Source organism: Williamsia muralis NBRC 105860 (assembly GCF_001598915.1).
GTDB lineage: Bacteria > Actinomycetota > Actinomycetes > Mycobacteriales > Mycobacteriaceae > Williamsia > Williamsia muralis.
The window spans coordinates 678,176-697,762 of record NZ_BDAP01000001.1; the positions used below are offsets into that span (position 1 = coordinate 678,176).

The window sequence follows — 19,587 nt, forward strand, 5'->3', positions numbered from 1 at the left end:
GATGCCCGTGGACACCCAACCCGAGCGCCCACGCGCGCGGTTTCATCTCTCGACGTCCGCCCGGTGGACCGTTGCCGCGCTGGTCGTGGTTCTGGCGTTGATCGTCGCGATCTGGCCACGTGACTCATCCGATCCGGGCCCGTCCCCGAGCGGGATGCCGACCACGGGAAGCTCCGCGCTTCCTGGGCTGGAGGCCGCGGTCACCGAGGACGACATGGCGAAGGGCCGCGAGAAGGCTGCGTTGCTGCCCTGTCCGGTCGCCACGGGCCCGACACCCTCCGGGTCGAAGCTGGCGGGTGTGACCGTGCCGTGCCTGGCCGACGGATCGACGGTCGACCTGGGCAGCGCAACGGCCGGTACCCCGATGCTCGTCAACGTGTGGGCCCACTGGTGCGGACCGTGCCGGGCCGAGCTGCCGGTGATCGACGAATACGCCAAGAGGGCGGGGAATCGGGTGCGGGTGCTCACCGTACAAGGCAAAGAGGGCGCCGAGAATCCGTTTCTGTCGCTGACCTTGCTCGCCGAGATCGGCGTACACCTGCCGACGGTGGTGGACACAGACGCCAAGATCGCTGCGGCACTGGGAGTGCCGCGCGCCTACCCGTCGACCGTGCTCGTGCGCGCAGACGGCACGGTGGCAGCGGTGCTGCCGCGGGTGTTCGAGTCGCCCGACGAGGTGGCCGATGTGGTGCGCCAACATCTGGGCGTCGACGCATGACCCGACTTCTGGTGCCCGACGAGAAGGTGCCGCCATGGCTTCGTGGGCTCACCGCGAACCTCGACGGGGTCACCCGGTCGGTCGAGGACCGCGGCGGCGTGACCGAGCGACTGCTGCGATCGATGATGCGGAACCCGAGGTCGGCAGCGGTACTGGTCCTGTTCAGCGGCGACTGGAGCGGCGACCCCACCCACCACGGCGGCATCCCTGCCGACGCCGATGTCCTGCTGACCCAGCGCGCTGCGACGTTGCGAAATCACAGTGGGCAGATCGCCTTTCCCGGTGGCGTCCGCGACGACGGTGACGAGTTCCCGGTCGGCACCGCCGTGCGCGAGGCCGTCGAGGAGACCGGGCTGGACCCTGCCGGTGTCGACCTGCTCGCCACCCTCGACACGTTTCCCGTGCCACCCTCCGGATTCGAGGTGTCGCCGGTGATCGGTTACTGGCGCGACCCGTCGGAGGTGGGGGTGGTGGACCTCGCAGAGACCGCCAGGGTGGTCCGGGTGCCTCTGCGCGATGTGGTCAACCCCCGCAACCGCTTTCAGGTGCAGCGCCCCACCGGCATCCCGGGACGTCCTTACCGTGGGCCTGCCTTCGGCGTCGAGAAGATGCTGGTGTGGGGATTCACCGGGGGATTGCTCGCGGCCATCGTGGAGGCGGCCGGCTGGGAGATCGCGTGGGACAAGACGGATGTCCGCGATCTTGCGGATGAGCTGGCCAAGGTGGGGCAGGAGTGAGCGGAGCCGCGTGGGTTGACGTCCTGGTGATCTGCATCGCGCTGCTCGCCGCGGCCTCCGGGTACCGCCAAGGCGCGGTCTCGTCGGCGATGGCGTTTGTCGGGGTGCTCCTGGGTGCTGCCGCGGGGGTTCTCCTGGCGCCACACCTCATCCGGAACATCGAGGATCAGCGATGGCGGCTCGTTGCCGGCGTGCTCCTGCTCGTCGCGCTGGTCATCGTCGGGGAGATCTCCGGCATGGTGCTGGGACGGGCGGCGCGAAGCAGCATCCGCACCCTCTCGGTGCGACGCATCGACTCGGTGATCGGATCGTTGCTCCAGGCGGTCGCGGTCCTGCTCGCCGCATGGGTGCTCGCCACCCCGATCAGCACGTCGGCCCAGCCCCAGATCGCCGGCGCGGTGAGCGAATCGAAAGTCATCGACGAGGTCAATTCGCTTGCGCCGCAGTGGATGCAGCGATTGCCGCGCGAGTTCTGGGACATGTTCGAAGGTTCCGGGCTCAAAGAGGCCATCGGCCCGTTCGGCCGCACGCCCATCACGAGTGTCGAAGCTCCCGACCAGGGGCTGCTCGAACAGCCGGTGATCGGTCGGGTCCGTCCCAGTGTGGTGAAGATCGAGGGCGTCGCCCCCAGCTGCAATCAGGCGCTGGAAGGCAGTGGATTCGTGGTCTCTCCGGAGCGGGTGATGACCAACGCGCACGTCGTCGCGGGAACGACCACCCTGCACGTGGTGGCCTCAGGCGACCAGTTCGACGCCACCGTCGTCTATTTCGACCCGAACACCGATATCGCGGTGCTCGACGTGCCGGGACTGCAGGCGCCGGCGCTGCGTTTCGCCGACGAACTCGCGAAGACCGGCGAAGACGCGATCGCCCTCGGCTTCCCCGAGGCGGGGCCCTTCAACGCCAGCGCCGAACGCGTCCGGGAGGTCATCCAGCTCCGCGGCCCGGGAATCTATCCCGGATCTGCTGTGACCCGGGAGGTGTACACGGTGCGCGGCTCGATCCGACAGGGCAATTCCGGTGGACCGCTGATCAACTCGGACGGCGACGTCCTCGGCGTGGTTTTCGGGGCGGCCGAGGATCCGGCCAGCGAAACCGGATTCGTGCTCACGGCCGACCAGGTCAAACCGGGCCTCGCCGAATCGGAACGGTTGAGCACCGCGGTCGACACGCAGTCCTGCGTGCATTCGGGGTAGTCGCCGTCAGCGCCCGGCGAACTCGATCAGCAGTTCGTTGACCTCGTCGGGGTTTTCCTGATGCGCGTAGTGGCCGCTGCCGGTGACCTCGGTGAAGTCGAGCCGGTCGACCCATTTGGCGCTGCCCGCCACCGTGGACCGGAGGATGTAGCGATCGAGTTCGCCGTGCATGGCCAGCACCGGGATCTGGAGGCGACGATCCATCAGCTGGAGGAACTTGTAACCGTCCGGGCGGAATTGGGACCGGAAGGCCCAGCGCCGGTATTCCAGGCTGCAGTGCGCCACACCGGGGATCTGCACCGCCGATCGATTGCGCTTGGCGGCATCGGCGAAGTCGTCGGTGCGTGGCCACCCCGGCCCGGATCGACGTCGCATCAGTTCCTCGGCCATCGCGCCGTCGTCGCGGGTGAGGTCACGCTCGGCGGTCCGTGGGATCTGGGCGCGAAGCAACCCACCCAGAAATGCCTTGCGTTGGGTCGACTCCCGCATGTTGGCGTTCTTCAGCGCCTGCGGATGCGGTGAGGAGATCACCGCCATCGAGCGGACCGACCGGGGATGCAGGGTCGCGGTCGCCCATCCGACGAGACCGCCGTCGGCATGTCCGACGATGGTGGCGTCGGAATGACCGAGCGCGCGGATCAGGCCGTCCGTGTCACCGGCCAGTGTCCATCCGTCGTAACCACGCGGCGGCTTGTCGCTGTCGCCGTACCCGCGCAGATCAACGGCAACGGCCCGGAACCCGGCGTTGGTGAGTGCGGTGATCTGGTGACGCCAGCTCCACCAGAACTCCCCGAAGCCGTGCATGAGGAGCACCAGGGGCTGGTTGGTGGGTGTGTCCGCACATTCGACGACGTGCAGGCGCACGCCGTTCGCGCGGACATCATGGTGATGCCACGGTCCCGCGAATCGAACGGTCGACGGGTCCGGGGGCGCCAAATGTCAGCCTTTGAGGACCTTGTGCGAGCCGGACGGCTTGCTCAGGTCTGCACCGGGGTGGACTCCGTCGTGCCCGGAGGTGGGCAGCACTTCGGGCACCCGTTGAACCGATGCGATCGTCTTACTCGGACCGGTTATCCGTTTGAACACCCGATAACCGATGAATCCGGTGATGATCGCCAGGACCAGCAGGATGAGGAACACGATGCCGAACGCGGCCCAGCGAGGCAGCCACTCGTCCAGCAGTTCCCCGAGGAACCAGAAGAAGAACAGGCTCGCGTAGAGCAGCACGGTGAGCGCGACCAGGATGAGGCCCGAACCCACTGCGGCCTTCTTGGCCTCGGCGGTCAGTTCGGCCTTGGCCAGTGCGACCTCGGCGCGGAACAGCGTCGACAAGTGCGTGGTGGCGTCCTTGACCAGACCACCGACACTCGGGTCGCCGCCGGGGCGCACATTGGGGTCGGACAACGGAATCGACGAGACGTTCGGCGGAACATCTCCCGAAGGGCGGTCGTCCAGCGTCACTGCAACTCCTCCATCCTCGGACACCACGCCCGAGTCCATCCCGGACGTTCATCTCTGCATCGCCGGGGTTAGTAGGCCTTATGTTGCCATGCCCGACCCGATTGCAGGTTCATCGGACCTTTCTACGGGCGCGAGGCGCCGTAGATGCGTTAACTGTCGGGTGGTGCACCCGGGGCCGTCCGGCCGATCGGGTGGCACCACCGACCCCGATCACGAAGGAATGGCATGCCGACTTACCCCATGGAACCGTTCGAGCTGGACTTTTTTCAGACCGCCCCGATCACCCACCGATTCAGTGTCAACCTCCCGGTGCCTCCTGAGCAGGCGTGGGCTGAGCTGACCAGGCAGAACACCCTCGACTGGTGCCGGGTGATCAAGTCGATCACGTTCACCTCCCCGGCGCCCTACGGCGTGGGGACAACCCGTAGGGCGCAGTTGGCGCCCGGGTACGCGCAACTGTCGGAGAGGTTCTTCTGCTGGGACGACGACCGTGAGGCGGGCACCTACCGCAACGCGTTCTACGTGGAGCAGTCCAATGTGCCCAGTCTTCGTCGCTTCGGTGAGTTGAGTGAAGTGGAGCCGTCGGGAGGTGGCTGCCGCTTCACATGGTCGTTCGCCATCGAGATGGGTGGGGTGATGGCAAAGACCTCCAGGTTCGCGTTGCCCATCACGCAGAAAACGTTCGCAACCCTGGAAACCGATACCGTCAAGCACTTCTCGAAGCTGAGCTGACAGCACCCACCACCCGGTGCCCCTCGGGTTCAGTCGGCCTTGCGGCGACGGATGTTGTCGAACACCGACGGGTCGACCAGTGTCGAGGTGTCACCGAGTTCGCGTCCCTCGGCGACGTCCTTGAGCAGCCGTCGCATGATCTTGCCGGAGCGTGTCTTGGGCAGTTCTGGCACCACGTAGATCTCGCGTGGCTTGGCGATCGGCGAGATGTCCTTGGAGACCTGGTCTTTGAGTTCCTTGACCAATTGGTCGCCGGTGTCCTCCTGGCCCTGCCGCAAGATCACGAACGCGACGATGCCCTGGCCGGTGGTGGCATCGGCGGCGCCGATGACGGCCGCCTCGGCGATGCTGTGGTGTCCGACGAGCGCGGATTCGACCTCGGCGGTGGAGATCCGGTGTCCGGAGATGTTCATGACATCGTCGATCCGGCCCAGGACCCAGAGGGCGTGGTCGTCGTCGTAACGCGCGCCGTCGCCTGCGAAATACCAACCCTGCTCGGCGAATCGCGACCAGTAGGTGTCGCGGAAACGTTCCTCGTCACCCCAGATGCCGCGCAGCATCGACGGCCATGGCTTGTCGAGCACGAGGAAGCCCTGTTCGCCCGCGCCGACCGGTTCGCCGTTGTCGTTGACGATGTTCGCGCTGATGCCGGGGAGCGGAGCCATCGCCGAACCCGGCTTGGTCGAGGTGATCCCGGGCAGGGGAGAGATCATGATCGCGCCGGTCTCGGTCTGCCACCAGGTGTCGACGATCGGGCACCGCTCGCCGCCGATCACCTCGTGGTACCAGCGCCAGGCCTCCGGGTTGATCGGTTCACCGACACTGCCCAGAAGTCGCAGAGAGCTGAGGTCGTGGGCATCGGGAATCTCCCTGCCCCACTTCATGAACGTGCGGATCAGGGTGGGGGCGATGTAGTAGATGCTCACCCCGTACTGCTCGATCACCTCGAAATGGCGATGTTCGTTGGGGGAGTTGGGAGTTCCTTCGTAGACCACCTCGGTGGCGCCATTCGACAACGGACCGTAGACGAGGTAGCTGTGGCCGGTGACCCAGCCGATGTCGGCGCCACACCAGAACACGTCCTTGCCCGGCTTGTGGTCGAAGACGTTGTGGAACGTGTAGCTCACCTGCGTGAGATAGCCGCCCGAGGAATGGACGATGCCCTTGGGCTTGCCCGTGGTACCGGACGTGTACAGAAGAAAGAGCGGGTGCTCGGCGTCATGCGCCACTGCCGTGTGCACGTTCTCGGCCTTGGCGACGGTCTCGTGCCACCAGACGTCCCGGCCCGGGGTCCAGTCGATGTCGGAGTCGGTGCGATTGACCACCAGGACGTGCTCGACGGATTTCGCTGCGTCGTCCCCGCTGCCGAGTGCCTCGTCGACCGCGGCCTTGAGCGGGGCAGGCTTGCCGCGGCGGTACTGGCCGTCGGTGGTGACGACCAACTTCGCCTCGGCGTCATCGACCCGCGACCGTAGCGCGCCGGCCGAGAATCCGGCGAAGACAACAGAATGTGTGAGTCCCAGACGTGCGCAGGCGAGCATCGTGACGATGGCCTCGGGGACCATCGGCATGTAGATGGCCACGCGATCGCCGGCGACCAGGCCGATCTCGACGAAGTAGTTCGCGGCCTGGCTCACCTCGGCGAGCAACTGGCTGTAGGTGAGGTCGCGGGAGTCGCCCGGCTCGCCGACCCAGTGGATCGCCACCCTGTCGCCGTTGCCCTCGAGGACATGACGGTCGACGCAGTTGTATGCGACGTTGAGTTTGCCGCCGACAAACCACTTGGCGAACGGCGCGCCGGACCAGTCGAGGACGTCGGTGAAGTCGGTGTCCCAGTGCAGTCGGCGGGCCTGCTCGGCCCAGAACGCGAGCCTGTCGGCCTCGGCTGCCTCGGCCAATTCGGGTCCGGCGTTGGCCTGCTCGACAAACGCCGGGGGTGGGGGGTACGCCGCTTGCGCGGTTCCTTCACTCATTTTCTGACCTTTCGTACTGGCTGCCCGACCTGCATGGGGCGAGCCCGATCCGGACACCGATTCACGTGCTGCTGTGCTCGGTCCCGTCACAGACGCGCGGTCGCTGTGTTGTACACCACATGATGGTTGCGGCATCATCGGAGGCAATAGCCCCGAAAGTGGATAGTGCAGATGAGTCAAGACAACAGCGTGCTCCGTCCCAGTGATCGTGAACTGGTGCGTGCCACGAGTGCGCGTCTGCGTAAGACAGCCGGGATCCCGGTGGTCTTCGCAGGTCTGCGCGATCGGGACGTCATCCAGGTCACCGAGTCGGTGGGTCACCAGACTGCTGCCCTGCGAACCATCACGGTCACCCCCGAACGTGGGCTCGGTGGGCTGACCTGGCTGAACAAGCGGGCCAAGATGGTCCGGGATTACGGGTCGGCCAGCGAGATCACCCATGACTTCGACGACCAGATCCTCGGCGAGGGCATCACCGACCTGGCTGCGGCCCCCATTGTCGTCGACGGCGCGGTCAGAGGGCTGTTGTACGGCGGCTGGCGCGGTGGCGGAGGACTTCTCGGCGAGCACGCGATGGATGCGCTCTCGCTCGAGGCCGGCCGGATCGGCACCGAACTGCGGATCCGCGACGAGGTGGACCGCCGGGTCGCCGCGATCGCAGCACGCGAGCAGGCTCAGCGGCCGATCCCCGACTGGATCCACGAGCTCCGCGACATCGCGACAGGTGCCGAGGATGAGCAGACCCGACGCCGGATCGGCCGACTCGTCGACCAGATCACCAGTGTCGACCGGTCCGGGGTCGAGCCGACGATCGCACTCACGCCACGCCAGCTACAGGTGCTGTCGCTGGTGGCGATGGGTTTCGGCAACAGGGTGGTCGCCGATCGACTCGGCCTCACCGTCGACACCGTCAAGACCTACCTCCGGGCCGCCATGGTTCGTCTCGGTGCCCGCACCCGTCATGAAGCCGTGGTGAAAGCGCGCGCCGCCGGCCACGTCCTGGAATTGATCTGACTCCCCGGCAGTCTGCTCTCGCCGCCGCATCCCGGCCGGGCACGCCATCTCGGCCCAGTACGCTGGCCTCTCGTGACCGACCCCTTGGCCCCGATACTCGAATTGCCCGGCGTGATCGAGGCAGCCGACCGAGCGCGTGATGCCCTGGCCGCTGCCCACCGGCATCCGGTGAACCTGCGCGGGTGGGAGAAGACGGCAACGGAGGCGTCGTGGCGGGCCGGACGGTCGTCCGCTGCCATCGACGGTGGAAGCGTCGATCTGGTGCGCGACGGCGACTTCGATGAGCCCGTGCTCTCGGGTGCCATGCGGGTGGCCCAGGCGCTCGACGGAGAATCACTTCCGCAGTTCGTGTCGACCTGGACGCGTGCTCCGTTGCAGACGCTGGCGCGACTGCACGTTCTCGCCGCGAACGACCTCACCGACGATCCGCAACTGCTGGGCCGTCCCCGCGCGGACCGCGACCTCGGCCAGCGTCTGGCCTTGCTCGCCCAGCTCATCACCGGCGCGACAAAAGCACCCGCCCCCATCGTGGCGGCGGTGGTGCATGCAGAACTGCTCTCCCTCGAACCCTTCACGTACGCGAACGGGATCGTCGCACGCGCGGCGTCGCGGCTCGTCTGCACCAGCAGCGGACTCGATCCACACAACCTGGGCGTGCCCGAGGTGACGTGGTTCCAGCGGGTGCGCGAGTACCGCGACAGTTCGACCGCCTTCGGTTCCGGAGACCCCGACCGTATCCGGGAATGGGTGCTGCTGTGCTGTGATGCTCTCGAAGCCGGTGCCGCAGAGGCGAACTCGATTGCCGAAGCCGCGCGATGAGCGTTGCCGACCTGCTCTGAACGCGCTGACCTGCTCCGAACGCGCTGCGGGCGGCGTACCGGTTCGCCTCTGCGTTCCGATCGCCGCCCGCTAGCACGGATCCGAGTTACCAAGCGTGCTTTGGTGGTTGTGTGGGATGACCTAGGCGTAGTGTTCCGCCGCCGCTTCGAAGCCGTTCCCACCCAAAGGAACTCACTCGAACTCGACGCCGGATCTCGCAGGCCCGCAACCTGGTGCCTCCCGCGGCGTGCTGCGCGTGGGTGCTCGGTATCCGTGCTGGGAGTGCGCGGTCAGGAGTCCGTTCCTTCTCTTCCGGCCCGAACTTGGCTTTCCGCGCTTTCCGTAACTACTTTCTACACCGTGACCGCGGTCACATCAAGACCTCGGGCACATCAATTCGAGATTGACATTTCCCGTTGGGCGGAAACGTTTTTCGTGTTTGCGGTGGGCTCAGGTGCGTCGCGCGTCAGTGGCGCTTGCGGGCGAGGATCGAATAGGTGAGGGCGCCGGCGACCACCGCGCCCAAACCGACTGCCGCCGAAGCGGTCACGGTGGGAGACGGTGTGTTGGGCAGGCGATCGCGGATCGAGATGGGTTTGGTGAACGACAACATCGGCCAGCCGAGAGCGGTGGCCTGCTTGCGCAGCGCACGGTCGGGGTTGATGACGGTGGGATGGCCGACCGCCTGCAGCATCGGCAGGTCGGTGATCGAGTCCGAGTAGGCGAAACACTGGGAGAGGTCGTAGCCGACGGATTCGGCGATCTCGTTCATCGCCGCGGCCTTCTCCTCGCCGTAACAGTAGAACTCGACCGCGCCCGCATACTTGCCGTCGATCACCTTCATCCGGCTGGCCATCGAATAGTCGGCGCCCAGCATCTCGCCGATCGGTTCGACGATCTCGGCTCCCGAAGCGGACACGATCACGACGTCGTGACCCCGGGCCTTGTGGCCGGCGATGAGGTCCGCGGCTTCGGCGAACACCAGGGGGTTGACGATGTCGTGCAGCGTCTCGCGGACGATCGACGACACCTGATCCACGTCCCACCCCGTGCACATCTCGGTGACGTGTTTGCGCATCCGCTCCACCTGATCGTGGTCGGCGGCCGACAGCAAGAACATGAATTGGGCGTACGACGACTTGAGTACCGAGCGACGGTTGATCAGCCCCTGGTCGAAGAACGGGCGAGAGAACGCCAGCGAACTCGACTTCGCGATGATGGTCTTGTCGAGGTCGAAGAAGGCGGCGATCCGCGGGCCGGAGGTGGATTCCGGACCACCGTCCGCGGGCCAGGAATAAGTCACGTGTCGAGGGTACGTCGGCCGTCCATTCCGGGCGCAGATTCATCGGTTCGGACTACAGCGGAGGCCGTTAACGATGTCGGATCGGCATGACGAAAAACAAATGGTTGAAGTTGCAATCAATCCGGGGTTTTTGTGTATAGTCGTTATTACCCGGACCTGATCCGGGGCTTTCAGCCCGACCCCCCGGGGCTGAACGCGACGACCCTGGCCTCCTCCCCCCCTGGCCGGGGTCGTCCCCATTTCCGGGGTATGTCGGTCATCTGACCCACACGATCATTCCCCCGCATTTACCCCTCTGACCTGCTGTTCTGTGTGGCGTGTGGGGCCTGCTCGATCGGCTGACGGATCGGGTTGTCCACAGACCGTCGGCCATCCACAGATGGAGGGTTCGGGCAGGTTCTCCGGTCGGTGGCGTACCCGATGCTGAGTCCATGCCCGAATCACCCAGCGTGCTCGTCATGGTCTCGTCCGAGGTCGCCGATGACGTTGCGCGTGTCGCAGCAGCCTCTGGTTATCAGGTGTGGCGTGCGGCACCTGACCGTTGTCGTCGGGAGTGGTCCGAGGCCACCGCGGTGCTCGTCGACGCGACCACCGTGGACGCCACTTTGTCGGCCGGCCTGCCCCGCCGACCCGGCGTCATGGTGGTCGGGCTGGCGGGCAGTGGACCGGACATGTGGCGCACGGCGCTGGCTCTCGGGGCCGAGGACGGATTCGTCCTGCCAGACGACGAGCACGCCGTCGTCTCCGCCCTCTCGCGCATCCGCACACCCACCGGCCCTTCCGGAGTTGCGGTCGCTCTGCTGGCTGGGCACGGCGGCGCCGGAGCGTCGACCTTGGCGGCCGCCGTCGGGTTGCTGGCGACCGAGCAGGGTGCCGACGCACTCCTCCTGGATCTGGACGATCTGGGGGGAGGCCAGGACCTGATGCTCGGCATCGAGGACCAACCCGGCCTTCGATGGCAGGAATTGACCCTGGAAAGCGGCCAGGTGGCAGCAGACTCACTCCATGCCGCCCTGCCCCACGCGCGCGGTGGCCTGGCCGTCCTGACCAGCCGCCGAGGATCCGCGCAGCCTGTGCGTCCCGAGACGGCGCTCGCCGCGATCGACGCCTGCCGCGCACACGGCGATGTGGTGGTCGCCGACCTGCCCCGGCGAGATGACGAGCTGGCGGCGGCCGTGGTGGAGGCGGCCGACGTCGTTGTGGTCGTCTGCTCGGCGACCATCCGGTCGTGCGCGGCCACCCGGGAGGTGGCGCGACGGATGGGCTCACGCAGCGGGCGACTGGAAGTGGTGGTCCGTGGCCCTGCCCCGGGAGGTCTGCGGGCCCGGCAGGTGGCCGAGGTGATCGGTCTCCCGTTGCTCGGTGCGACGCGGTCGGACCCGAAAGTTCCCTGGCAACTCGAGTCCGGCGGCCTTGTACTCGGTCGGCGATCACCGCTGCGGCGGACCGCGGAAGCCGTGCTCCAGCGTGGCGTCGACTCACGTCGGGGGCGGAGATGACCACTCGGACCGATGTAGCCGGCACCACTCGAGCGGCTCTGCTGACCCGTGTCCGGGAACGGCTGGCCGCGACCGCACAAGACCCGACCCCCGAGGTGATGGCCGCGGTGGTCCGGGAAGAAGCCGGTGGGGTCCTCGGCGACACCGATCTCCTTGACGCCCTGCGGTTCCTGCAAACCGAATTGGTGGGCGCCGGAAGGCTCGAGACCTTGCTGGCAGGACCGACGGTCAACGACATCCTGGTGGTCGGCCCGAAACAGGTGTGGGTCGACCAGGGCCACGGGCTGCAGCCGTCGACGATCGAGTTCGAGGACGACGATGCCGTCCGGCGACTGGCCATGCGGCTGGCGCTCGCCGCGGGCAAACGCCTCGACGACGCGCAGCCCTGGGTGGACGGTCAACTCACCGATGTCGGCAGGCGGGGTTACAACGTGCGCCTGCACGCGGTCATCCCGCCCATCGCCGTCGACGGCACGTGTCTGTCGCTGCGAGTTCTCCGGCCGGCCACGCAGAACCTCGACGCGTTGGTCGCGTCGGGTGCGATCGCCGCGGAGGCGGCGACTCTTCTGGAGGCGATCATCGACGCCCGGCTGGCCTTCCTGGTTGTCGGGGGCACCGGTGCGGGAAAGACAACCCTGCTGTCGGCCCTGCTCGGCCGCGTTGATCCGGCCGAACGCATTCTGTGCGTCGAGGACGCGGTCGAACTCGCCCCGCGCCATCCTCATGTGGTGCGGCTGGTGGCCCGTACGCCCAATGTCGAAGGTGCGGGGGAGGTTCCGGTACGCGCGCTGGTTCGCCAGGCGCTGCGCATGCGCCCCGATCGCATTGTTGTCGGCGAGGTCCGCGGCGCCGAGGTGGTCGACCTCCTCACAGCGATGAACACAGGACACGACGGTGGCGCGGGAACACTGCACGCGAACTCCACTGCGGAGGTACCCGCGCGGATGGAGGCGCTTGCCGCGCTCGGTGGCATGGACCGCCCGGCGTTGCACAGTCAGCTGGCAGCAGCCATCTCCGTCGTGATCGGCGTCTTCCGCGACGCCTCGGGCGCCCGGGGCGTCGCCGAGATCGGCATGGTCCGCCGCGGCGACGACGGCCTAGTGAAGATCGAGCCGGTCTGGGATCGAGATGACGGATTCGCGCGAGCGGCAACGGATCTCGCCGATCTCCTGAGCTCTAGGCTGCGCCGGTGAGCGCCGTCGTCGCCGCTGTTGCCGTCGCTCTGTTGATGTGGCCTCGTACCCCGCAGCATCTGCGCGCAACCGGGCTGGCCGAGACAGCCCGCCCTCCCCGTCGAAGAATCGGGGATCCTGCAGCGTGTTTCACCGGTGCGGCACCGGTGTTGGCGTTGGCGGTATTCGGCCCGGCAGCCGCACTCGCAGCCGGCATGGCTTCGGCGATGACCTACGTGGCGGTGGTGGCGCGAAAACGGGAGAGCGATGCGGCAGCCGAGATGGCCCGGCTGCTGGCAGCGCTCGAGGTCATGATCGCCGAGCTTCGGGTCGGTGCCCACCCCGCTCATGCGTGCCGGCAGGCCGCGCAGGACTGTGTCGATCGTGCGGCGACCTTCGAGATGTTGCAGATGATGGCCGGTCGAGCCGCTCTCGGGGGTGATGTCGCCGATGGCATCGAGCAGGTTGAAAGCAATCAGCGCGAGTCGTGGCGCAGGGTCGCGGTGGCGTGGCGCACCGCGGAACAGTACGGACTGCCGATGGCCGAACTCCTGACGTCCGTGCGATCGGACCTCATGGCCCGCAACCGGTTTCGGGAACGAACCAGAGCTGCGCTCGCCGGTGCGAAGGCCACCGCACTGGTGCTTGCGTTGTTGCCGGTCCTCGGGATCGTGTTGGGGCAGGCCATCGGGGCGGGTCCGCTGTCGGTGCTGCTCGGTGGTGGCCTCGGCGGCGTGCTGCTGGTGGTCGGGGTGGCTCTGGTGTGTTGCGGTTTGCTGTGGTCGCGCAGGATCGTGGGCAAGGTGACCGCCCTGTGACCCCGTGGGTGATCGCCGCCGTGGCCGGGGCGGGTGGATTGTGGCTGATACCAGGTCCGGTGTGGCGCACCTATCGCGTTGTCGGTCCGCCTGCTCGCACACCCCGTGATCGGGAGCCGCGTTGGCTGGGAAAGAAGAAGGGCGGCGATGAACCCTTCGCCGCGGCGGCGAGTTATGAACTGTTCGCGGTGTGCCTGCGGTCGGGACTTCCGGTTGGTACGGCGGCCCGCGTGGTGGCGGACTCGGCGCCACCGGCCCTGGGGAGAACCCTTGCCGAGGCCGCCGACCTCCTCTCGCTGGGCGCGGACCCGTTGCGTGCGTGGGCCGTTCCCGACGACGCCGATCCGGCCGCCCAGGCTCTGGCTGCCATGGCGAGGCGTTCGGCGCGTGCCGGATCGTCACCGGTACGTGGCCTCGGGGAGTTGGCCGACGGTCAGCGTGCCGAAGCGCAAGACCGCGCGGCCGCGGCAGCCGAGCGCGCCGGTGTCGCCATCAGCGGTCCGCTGGGTCTGTGTTTTCTGCCGGCCTTCGTCTGTCTGGGCATTGTGCCGGTGGTCATCGGATTGGCCGGGCCGGTGTTCGGCGGGGGATTGCTGTGAAGACTTGCCGCGGAATCACCGCGGCACGAAAAAAGGGGGAGAAACCATGATGAACAGAGTCTTTCGAGAAGCGCAGGCACGCGCGGCGTTGCTGATGACAGACGAGGACGGGATGTCGACCGCCGAGTATGCGATCGGGACGATCGCTGCCGCGGCGTTCGGGGCCATTTTGTACACCGTTGTCACCGGCGACAACATCGTGTCGGCGTTGACGGGGATCATCGACAAGGCGTTGCAGACGTCGGTCGGGTGATTCGTCGCGGCCGGGCTCGTCTGGTGTCTGACGAGCGGGGGATGGTGACGGTGGAGGCGGCGATTGCGATCGCCTCGATTGTTGCTGCGGTGGTGATGGGGGTGGTGGGGATTGTTGCGGTGGCGGCTCACGTGCGGTGTATCGATGCCGCACGTGAGGCGGCGCGCATTGCGGCGCAGGGTGATTCGGGTCGGGCTGAAGAGGTTGCCGCGCAGGTCGGTCCACGGGGTGCGCAGGTGCAGATTCGGACTGAGGGTGATGTGGTGGTGGCGCGGGTGAGTGCGTCTGTGCCGCTGTTCCCGATGCTCGATGTGGGTGCTGATGCGGTCGCAGCGGTGGAACCGGAGGGTGCGGACCCGTGAGGATCGTTGCCGATGAGCGCGGGTCGGCGACGGTGGTCGGGGCGTGTGTGGTGGCGGCGCTGGCGGGATTGGTGGTGTTGGTTGTGTATGTGGGGGCGGCTGTTTCGGCCCGGCATCAGGCGCAATCGGCTGCTGATCTCGGCGCGCTCGCCGCGGCGCAGGCGTTGGTGCTCGGTGGTGCCGACCCGTGTGGCCGGGCTGAGGTGATCACTCGTCGGATGTCGGCGGGCGTGGTGTCGTGCGCGGTCGACGGCAGTGATGTGGTGCTGACAGTGACCGTGGGGGTGGAAGTGGGTGTCTTCGGACAGCGGCAGGCCCGCGCGGTTGCCCGCGCGGGCCCGGCCGAGTAGGGGTGGCTACTTGCGTTTGACGATGCCCGCGATCCCGGCGACCACCAGACCGATACCCGCGATGAGGGTGAGCCACAAGCCGAAACCGACTTCGAGGAGGGGGCTGTAGTCACTGATGTCGGCGATGTCGATCGCCGAGGTGAGCACGATCAGCAGACCGGCGATCAGAGCGATGATGCCTGCGACCAGGTGCAGCGGTGATCGCTTGGCGATCAGCGCGGAGACCACGCCGAAGATGGCCGCGACCAGTCCCAGGACCAGTGTGATCATGCCGTCTTTGACGCCGTAGTCGGAGTCTCCGAGGCCATTGACCTCCACGATGCCGGTGACCCAGGGCAAGAACGCCGCGATCACGGTCAGCAGGCCGAGCGCCGCGATCACCCCGCCGATGATCTTGACCGCTTTCGACAGCGTGGTCGATCCGGTGGCCGCCGCGTCGTACGGTCCCGCGCCGTAAGGGCTACCGCCATAGGGATTCTGGCCGGCCTGATACGGGCTCTGCCCAGCCTGCGAGTATTGCGGCTGCTGCCCGTACTGCTGCGCACTCGAGGGCTGCTGCCCGTACTGCTGGCCGTACTGCGGCTGCTGGCCCTGCGGCTGCCCGTATTGCGGTTGTCCATACTGCGGCTGCTGCCCGTACTGGCCCTGGGAGTGGCCGCCCGGCTGACCACCCTGCTGGCCGCCCGGCTGCGAATACCCCTGCGGCGGACCACTGGGCGGTGGTGTGGACGTCGGACTGAACCGCGTCTGTTCGTACGGGTCGGGCTGCCCGGGGCTCTGAGACATCGTCAATCCTTCTGCCGAATCCTTCAACGAGTTTGGATATCCAACGGTAAGCCCAAACGAGGCCGTAAAGAACCCGAATCCTTGTCTCATCCCCGCAAATCAAAGCTATTTCAGTCAGATGGTCGACACAATCTGTCGCGGGAGCCGCGCGGCTCCGCGACACCGACAACGCGGAACCCGGAACATGGCCTCAGCTGTCCGGCAACTCCCGCAGGATCAGGTCGAGAACACGAACGGCAGCCGCCTTGTCGAGCGGGTCATTGCCGTTTCCGCACTTGGGTGACTGGACACACGAGGGGCAGCCAGCCTCGCAACCGCAGTCCGACACCGCATCCCGGGTCGCTTTGATCCAGATCCCGAACGCCTCATGTCCGCGGTCGGCGAACCCGGCGCCGCCGGGATATCCGTCGTAGACGAACACGGTGGGCAACCCCGTGTCGGGGTGCAGGTTGGTCGACAGCCCGCCGATGTCCCATCGATCGCAGGTGGCCACCAGTGGGAGAAGGCCGATCGCTGCATGCTCGGCGGCGTGTAACGCACCGGGGAAGTCCACCTCGGCGATCCCGATCGCCTCGAGTGCCTCGGGTTCGATCGTGTACATCACCGCCCGCGTCGACAGCGTCTGCGGCGGCATGTCCAGCTCCACCGAGTCCAAGACCTCACCGGTGAGCAACTTACGCAGGTAACCGATCACCTGATGGGTGACGTCGACGCGGACAAGGGAGACCTTCAACGGCCCGTGCCGCTGTTCCTGCATCACCTCGGTGATCTCCACGACTGTCGTCTCGCGGGCGCTGGTGGTCCAGTCCGGTTCTTCTGGGTGGACCAGAGCCAGCCCGTCCTCGAGGTCGAGTTCGTCGACGACGTAGCTCTCACCCTGATGGATGTGGACGGCACCAGGGTGGACGGTGGACATGGCCCGGCCGGTGTCCACGGTTCCCAGCAGTTGGGCGCTGGTCTCGTCGACGATCATCACCTGTCCTCCGATGCCTCCCCGGATGTCCACGGCGCCATGAGGATCTACCCCCGCCGCGACGTACCAGCCGGCCTTCCGGTGACGGATGAGCCCCTGCCGGGCGAGGTCCTCGAGCAGCTCCCGTGCGCCGAATGCGTCCACCTCGGCCTCCTTCAGCGGCATCTCCGCTGCCGCGCAGAGCAATTGAGGACCGAGTACATACGGGTTGGTGGGGTCGGTGACCGTTGCCTCGACGGGCTTGTCCAGCAACGCTTCCGGATGGTTCACGAGGTAGGTGTCGAGGGGGTCGTCGCGGGCGACGAGCACCACCAGTGAACCCTCACCGCGGCGACCGGCGCGGCCGGCCTGCTGCCAGAACGACGCGACAGTGCCCGGAAAACCCGCCACCACAATGGCATCGAGACCACTGATGTCGACGCCGAGCTCCAGCGCGTTGGTGGTCGCGACCCCCAGTAGTCGACCGTCGGCGAGGTCGCGCTCGAGCACTCTGCGGTCGTCGGCGAGGTAACCGGCGCGGTACGCGGCCACCCGCGACGACAACTCCGGGTCGACCTCGTCGAGAATGCGTTTGGCCGAGAGGGCGGCCAGCTCCACTCCTCGGCGGCTGCGTACAAAACAGAGCGTCCGGGCGCCTTCGAGTACCAGGTCGGCGAGGATGCGGGCGGCTTCGGCGCCGGCCTGTTTACGCACCGGCGCTCCGTTCTCACCGGTCATCTCGGGTACGAAGCCGGGTTCCCACAAGGCGACGGTGCGAGCACCGTGAGGCGACCCGTCTTCGGTGATCTCCTCGGATGGGGCGCCGACGAGTCTGCTCAGAGCCGCACCCGGCGTTCCCGAGGTGGCGCTGGCCCCGATCACCACCGGATCGGCACCGACCGCGCGTGCCAGTCGCAGCAGACGCCGCAACACCAGGGCGGTGTGTGACCCGAATACGCCGCGGTAGTGGTGACATTCGTCGACGACGATGAATTGCAGACCGCGCAGGAAATGCCGCCATCGACCGTGGGAGCCGAGTATTCCGATGTGCAGCATGTCGGGGTTGGTGAAGATCCACCTCGAATGTTCGCGTGCCCATTGCCGGACCGCGGGTTCGGTGTCTCCGTCGTACGCGCAGGGCTGTAGGTGCAGGAACTCCTTGCGCCCGGCCAAGAGCGAGCTGACGGAGCGGAGCTGGTCTGCACCGAGCGCTTTGGTGGGCGCTAGGTAGAGGGCGGTGGCCCGCGGGTCGGCGAGCATCCTGCTCAAGATGGGTACCTGATAGGCGAGCGATTTACCGGACGCGGTACCCGTGGAAAGCACCACATGTCGACCGGCCCAGGCGTGTTCGGCGGCCGCGACTTGGTGCGACCACGGCCTGCGAACACCCGCCTCAACAAGCGCATCCTTAACCGGACCGGCGACCCAGTTCGGCCACTCGGCGAAAGATGCTGTCCGGCTGGGAATTACCGACTTGTGCGTGAGTGGCGATTCATCAGGGGAGATTCCGGCCAGTGTCCGCGCCAGTAGCGCGGAGCCGAAATCATCACTACTCATAAAGCCAGTTCACCACGTCGTAATAATACCGATTGCTCCGACAATCACGGTTGTGGCCACGTTTGGAATCAGATTGAACTCTCGACTGTTGTGCACGCCCGGAACATGATTGACTGATCTCGGTCGCAGCTTCTGGGGGGCGGTTCAAGCATTTGGCCGATCTCTCGGGATCGTGTTGCGAGCGTGGTACTGAAGGTTGGTGCGCGGGTTCGTCCCGCGAGCGGCGCCAGTAGGTATGGCGGTCGGAACCGGCCCGGCGGGGTAACTCCCCGCCGCACCCGGGTGAAAGAAAAGGAATGCAAGATGGCACAGGGGACTGTGAAGTGGTTCAACGCGGAGAAGGGCTTCGGCTTCATCGCGCCTGATGATGGACCGGACGACGTGTTTGTCCACTACTCGGAGATCCAGGGGAACGGATTCCGCACCCTCGAGGAGAACCAGCGGGTCGAGTTCGAGGTCGGTCAGGGCACCAAGGGCCCACAGGCCACCGGCGTTCGCGCGCTGTAGGTCACTCCCCGAGGACCTTCGCACCACGCGAGGAACCTCCGTTTGATTCGAGCATTCTTTCGGTGCTCGACGATCTCACCCCCGGTCGCCGCATTCCGGTGTCCGGGGGTGAGCCGTTTTCCGGCCCGCATACCGTACGGTTTCATCGTGGGTCAGCTGTCCATGTTCTCCGCGGAGACCGACGAACCGTCTGTGGACGATCTCGCCGGTCTGTTGGCGTCGGCCGGACAAACCACAATCGGATCTCGCGGCGCACGCGTCTCGGTGGTCGTGGCCGACGACTGGCGGGCCCAAGCGCTGGCAGACGAGATGGAACGGTGCGGACTGACTCCCGAGGTCTCGGTGTCGTCAGAGGGTTCGCCGCTCGTGGGTACCGCCACCACCTGGGCTCTCGAGCCGCTCCATCGCGCTTGGACAAAAGGGGCGATCAAGACGATGCCTGCGACGTGGGTGCCGAGCCCCCGAGCGTTGCGTCTGTGGGTGATCGCTGCCGGGCAGCGCGACGTCGACCGCTACCTGTTGGGACTCGACCCACACACCCCTGAGTCCCATGGGGCTCTGGCCACCGCTGTGATGCGCGCAGGGGTGGCGCCGACGCTGGTGGGCACGCGGGGCGCCGCCCCCGCCCTGCGGATCGCAGGCAAACGCCGCTTGACGCGTCTGATCGAATCAGTGGGTGAGGCTCCGGACATCCCCGGGGCGGCCGCATGCTGGCCATTCATTTGACGAGCGCGTCAATCGATCGCTGAACTGCGACGACACCCTGTCCGAGGGGGGTC

Annotated in this window: 21 protein-coding genes; 15 read left to right on the forward strand and 6 right to left on the reverse strand. The window is 66.9% G+C overall.

Translation table 11 applies throughout. The features are described from left to right. The first annotated feature begins 1 nt into the window (after window position 1). From WIMU1_RS03385 to WIMU1_RS03395, 3 genes are read left to right on the forward strand one after another with little or no spacing between them, the layout of a single operon-like run. Window positions 2-718 carry a TlpA family protein disulfide reductase gene (locus WIMU1_RS03385; protein ID WP_062795120.1) on the forward strand — a complete coding sequence of 239 codons (717 nt, stop codon included), beginning with the start codon at window positions 2-4 and terminating at the stop codon, window positions 716-718. Next, entirely contained in the window at window positions 715-1,455 is a 741-nt protein-coding gene (locus WIMU1_RS03390) for an NUDIX hydrolase (RefSeq protein WP_062795121.1), read from the forward strand. The genes WIMU1_RS03385 and WIMU1_RS03390 overlap by 4 nt, the downstream gene beginning before the upstream one ends. Further along, window positions 1,452-2,651 carry a MarP family serine protease gene (locus WIMU1_RS03395; RefSeq protein WP_030169027.1) on the forward strand — a complete coding sequence of 400 codons (1,200 nt, stop codon included), beginning with the start codon at window positions 1,452-1,454 and terminating at the stop codon, window positions 2,649-2,651. The genes WIMU1_RS03390 and WIMU1_RS03395 overlap by 4 nt, the downstream gene beginning before the upstream one ends. Before the next feature lie 6 nt (window positions 2,652-2,657). On the opposite strand, the gene WIMU1_RS03400 is transcribed toward WIMU1_RS03395, so the two are convergent. After that, on the reverse strand, window positions 2,658-3,587 hold the full coding sequence (locus WIMU1_RS03400; protein WP_062795122.1) for an alpha/beta fold hydrolase: 930 nt from the start codon (window positions 3,585-3,587) through the stop codon (window positions 2,658-2,660). A 3-nt stretch (window positions 3,588-3,590) separates the two neighbouring features. Then, window positions 3,591-4,112: a phage holin family protein gene (locus WIMU1_RS03405; RefSeq protein ID WP_030169033.1), complete on the reverse strand. Its 522-nt coding sequence runs from the start codon at window positions 4,110-4,112 to the stop codon at window positions 3,591-3,593. Between the two features lie 225 nt (window positions 4,113-4,337). Between WIMU1_RS03405 and WIMU1_RS03410 the strand changes: the two genes are divergently transcribed. Further along, on the forward strand, window positions 4,338-4,844 hold the full coding sequence (locus WIMU1_RS03410; RefSeq protein WP_062795123.1) for an SRPBCC family protein: 507 nt from the start codon (window positions 4,338-4,340) through the stop codon (window positions 4,842-4,844). 29 nt (window positions 4,845-4,873) lie between these two features. Here WIMU1_RS03410 and acs read toward each other — a convergent pair whose 3' ends face one another. Then, on the reverse strand, window positions 4,874-6,817 hold the full coding sequence (acs, locus tag WIMU1_RS03415) for an acetate--CoA ligase (protein WP_062795124.1): 1,944 nt from the start codon (window positions 6,815-6,817) through the stop codon (window positions 4,874-4,876). Between the two features lie 171 nt (window positions 6,818-6,988). Between acs and WIMU1_RS03420 the strand changes: the two genes are divergently transcribed. Together WIMU1_RS03420 and WIMU1_RS03425 are read left to right on the forward strand one after the other, a co-directional pair. Continuing rightward, window positions 6,989-7,831: a helix-turn-helix transcriptional regulator gene (locus tag WIMU1_RS03420; RefSeq protein ID WP_062795125.1), complete on the forward strand. Its 843-nt coding sequence runs from the start codon at window positions 6,989-6,991 to the stop codon at window positions 7,829-7,831. A 72-nt stretch (window positions 7,832-7,903) separates the two neighbouring features. Then, on the forward strand, window positions 7,904-8,650 hold the full coding sequence (locus WIMU1_RS03425; RefSeq protein ID WP_062795126.1) for a Fic family protein: 747 nt from the start codon (window positions 7,904-7,906) through the stop codon (window positions 8,648-8,650). A 466-nt stretch (window positions 8,651-9,116) separates the two neighbouring features. Here the strand turns inward: WIMU1_RS03425 and WIMU1_RS03430 are convergent, their stop codons facing one another. Further along, window positions 9,117-9,953, reverse strand: a complete 837-nt coding sequence (locus WIMU1_RS03430) for an HAD-IB family hydrolase (protein WP_062795127.1) — start codon at window positions 9,951-9,953, stop codon at window positions 9,117-9,119. A 431-nt stretch (window positions 9,954-10,384) separates the two neighbouring features. On the opposite strand from WIMU1_RS03430, the gene ssd reads away from it, so the two are divergent. The 7 genes from ssd to WIMU1_RS03465 are packed head-to-tail and all read left to right on the forward strand — an operon-like array spanning window position 10,385 to window position 15,006. Then, window positions 10,385-11,452, forward strand: a complete 1,068-nt coding sequence (gene ssd / locus WIMU1_RS03435) for a septum site-determining protein Ssd (RefSeq protein ID WP_062795128.1) — start codon at window positions 10,385-10,387, stop codon at window positions 11,450-11,452. Continuing rightward, a complete protein-coding gene (locus WIMU1_RS03440; protein WP_062795129.1) occupies window positions 11,449-12,645 on the forward strand; it encodes a TadA family conjugal transfer-associated ATPase in 1,197 nt (398 codons plus the stop codon). Before ssd ends, WIMU1_RS03440 begins: the two co-directional genes overlap by 4 nt. Further along, window positions 12,642-13,442 (forward strand): type II secretion system F family protein, encoded by an 801-nt coding sequence (locus WIMU1_RS03445; RefSeq protein WP_062795130.1) that lies wholly within the window; start codon window positions 12,642-12,644, stop codon window positions 13,440-13,442. The genes WIMU1_RS03440 and WIMU1_RS03445 overlap by 4 nt, the downstream gene beginning before the upstream one ends. Next, window positions 13,439-14,041: a type II secretion system F family protein gene (locus WIMU1_RS03450; RefSeq protein WP_030169060.1), complete on the forward strand. Its 603-nt coding sequence runs from the start codon at window positions 13,439-13,441 to the stop codon at window positions 14,039-14,041. Before WIMU1_RS03445 ends, WIMU1_RS03450 begins: the two co-directional genes overlap by 4 nt. Before the next feature lie 46 nt (window positions 14,042-14,087). Next, window positions 14,088-14,294, forward strand: a complete 207-nt coding sequence (locus WIMU1_RS03455; protein WP_030169063.1) for a DUF4244 domain-containing protein — start codon at window positions 14,088-14,090, stop codon at window positions 14,292-14,294. 41 nt (window positions 14,295-14,335) lie between these two features. Next, the gene (locus WIMU1_RS03460; protein WP_062795131.1) at window positions 14,336-14,656 is read left to right on the forward strand and encodes a TadE family type IV pilus minor pilin; all 321 of its coding nucleotides are present in this window, start codon (window positions 14,336-14,338) and stop codon (window positions 14,654-14,656) included. Then, a complete protein-coding gene (locus WIMU1_RS03465) occupies window positions 14,653-15,006 on the forward strand; it encodes an Rv3654c family TadE-like protein (protein ID WP_062795132.1) in 354 nt (117 codons plus the stop codon). Before WIMU1_RS03460 ends, WIMU1_RS03465 begins: the two co-directional genes overlap by 4 nt. A gap of 6 nt (window positions 15,007-15,012) precedes the next feature. Here WIMU1_RS03465 and WIMU1_RS03470 read toward each other — a convergent pair whose 3' ends face one another. Both WIMU1_RS03470 and WIMU1_RS03475 read right to left on the reverse strand, forming a co-directional pair. Then, window positions 15,013-15,792, reverse strand: a complete 780-nt coding sequence (locus WIMU1_RS03470; RefSeq protein ID WP_062795133.1) for a DUF5336 domain-containing protein — start codon at window positions 15,790-15,792, stop codon at window positions 15,013-15,015. Window positions 15,793-15,982: 190 nt separating this feature from the next. Beyond that, window positions 15,983-18,301: a DEAD/DEAH box helicase gene (locus WIMU1_RS03475; RefSeq protein WP_062795134.1), complete on the reverse strand. Its 2,319-nt coding sequence runs from the start codon at window positions 18,299-18,301 to the stop codon at window positions 15,983-15,985. Window positions 18,302-18,604: 303 nt separating this feature from the next. Here WIMU1_RS03475 and WIMU1_RS03480 point away from each other — a divergent pair, with 303 nt between their 5' ends. Together WIMU1_RS03480 and WIMU1_RS03485 are read left to right on the forward strand one after the other, a co-directional pair. After that, complete coding sequence (locus tag WIMU1_RS03480) at window positions 18,605-18,808, forward strand: cold-shock protein (RefSeq protein ID WP_023956397.1); 204 nt, start codon at window positions 18,605-18,607, stop codon at window positions 18,806-18,808. A gap of 147 nt (window positions 18,809-18,955) precedes the next feature. Then, a complete protein-coding gene (locus WIMU1_RS03485) occupies window positions 18,956-19,534 on the forward strand; it encodes a hypothetical protein (protein ID WP_030169088.1) in 579 nt (192 codons plus the stop codon). Window positions 19,535-19,587: the final 53 nt, after the last annotated feature.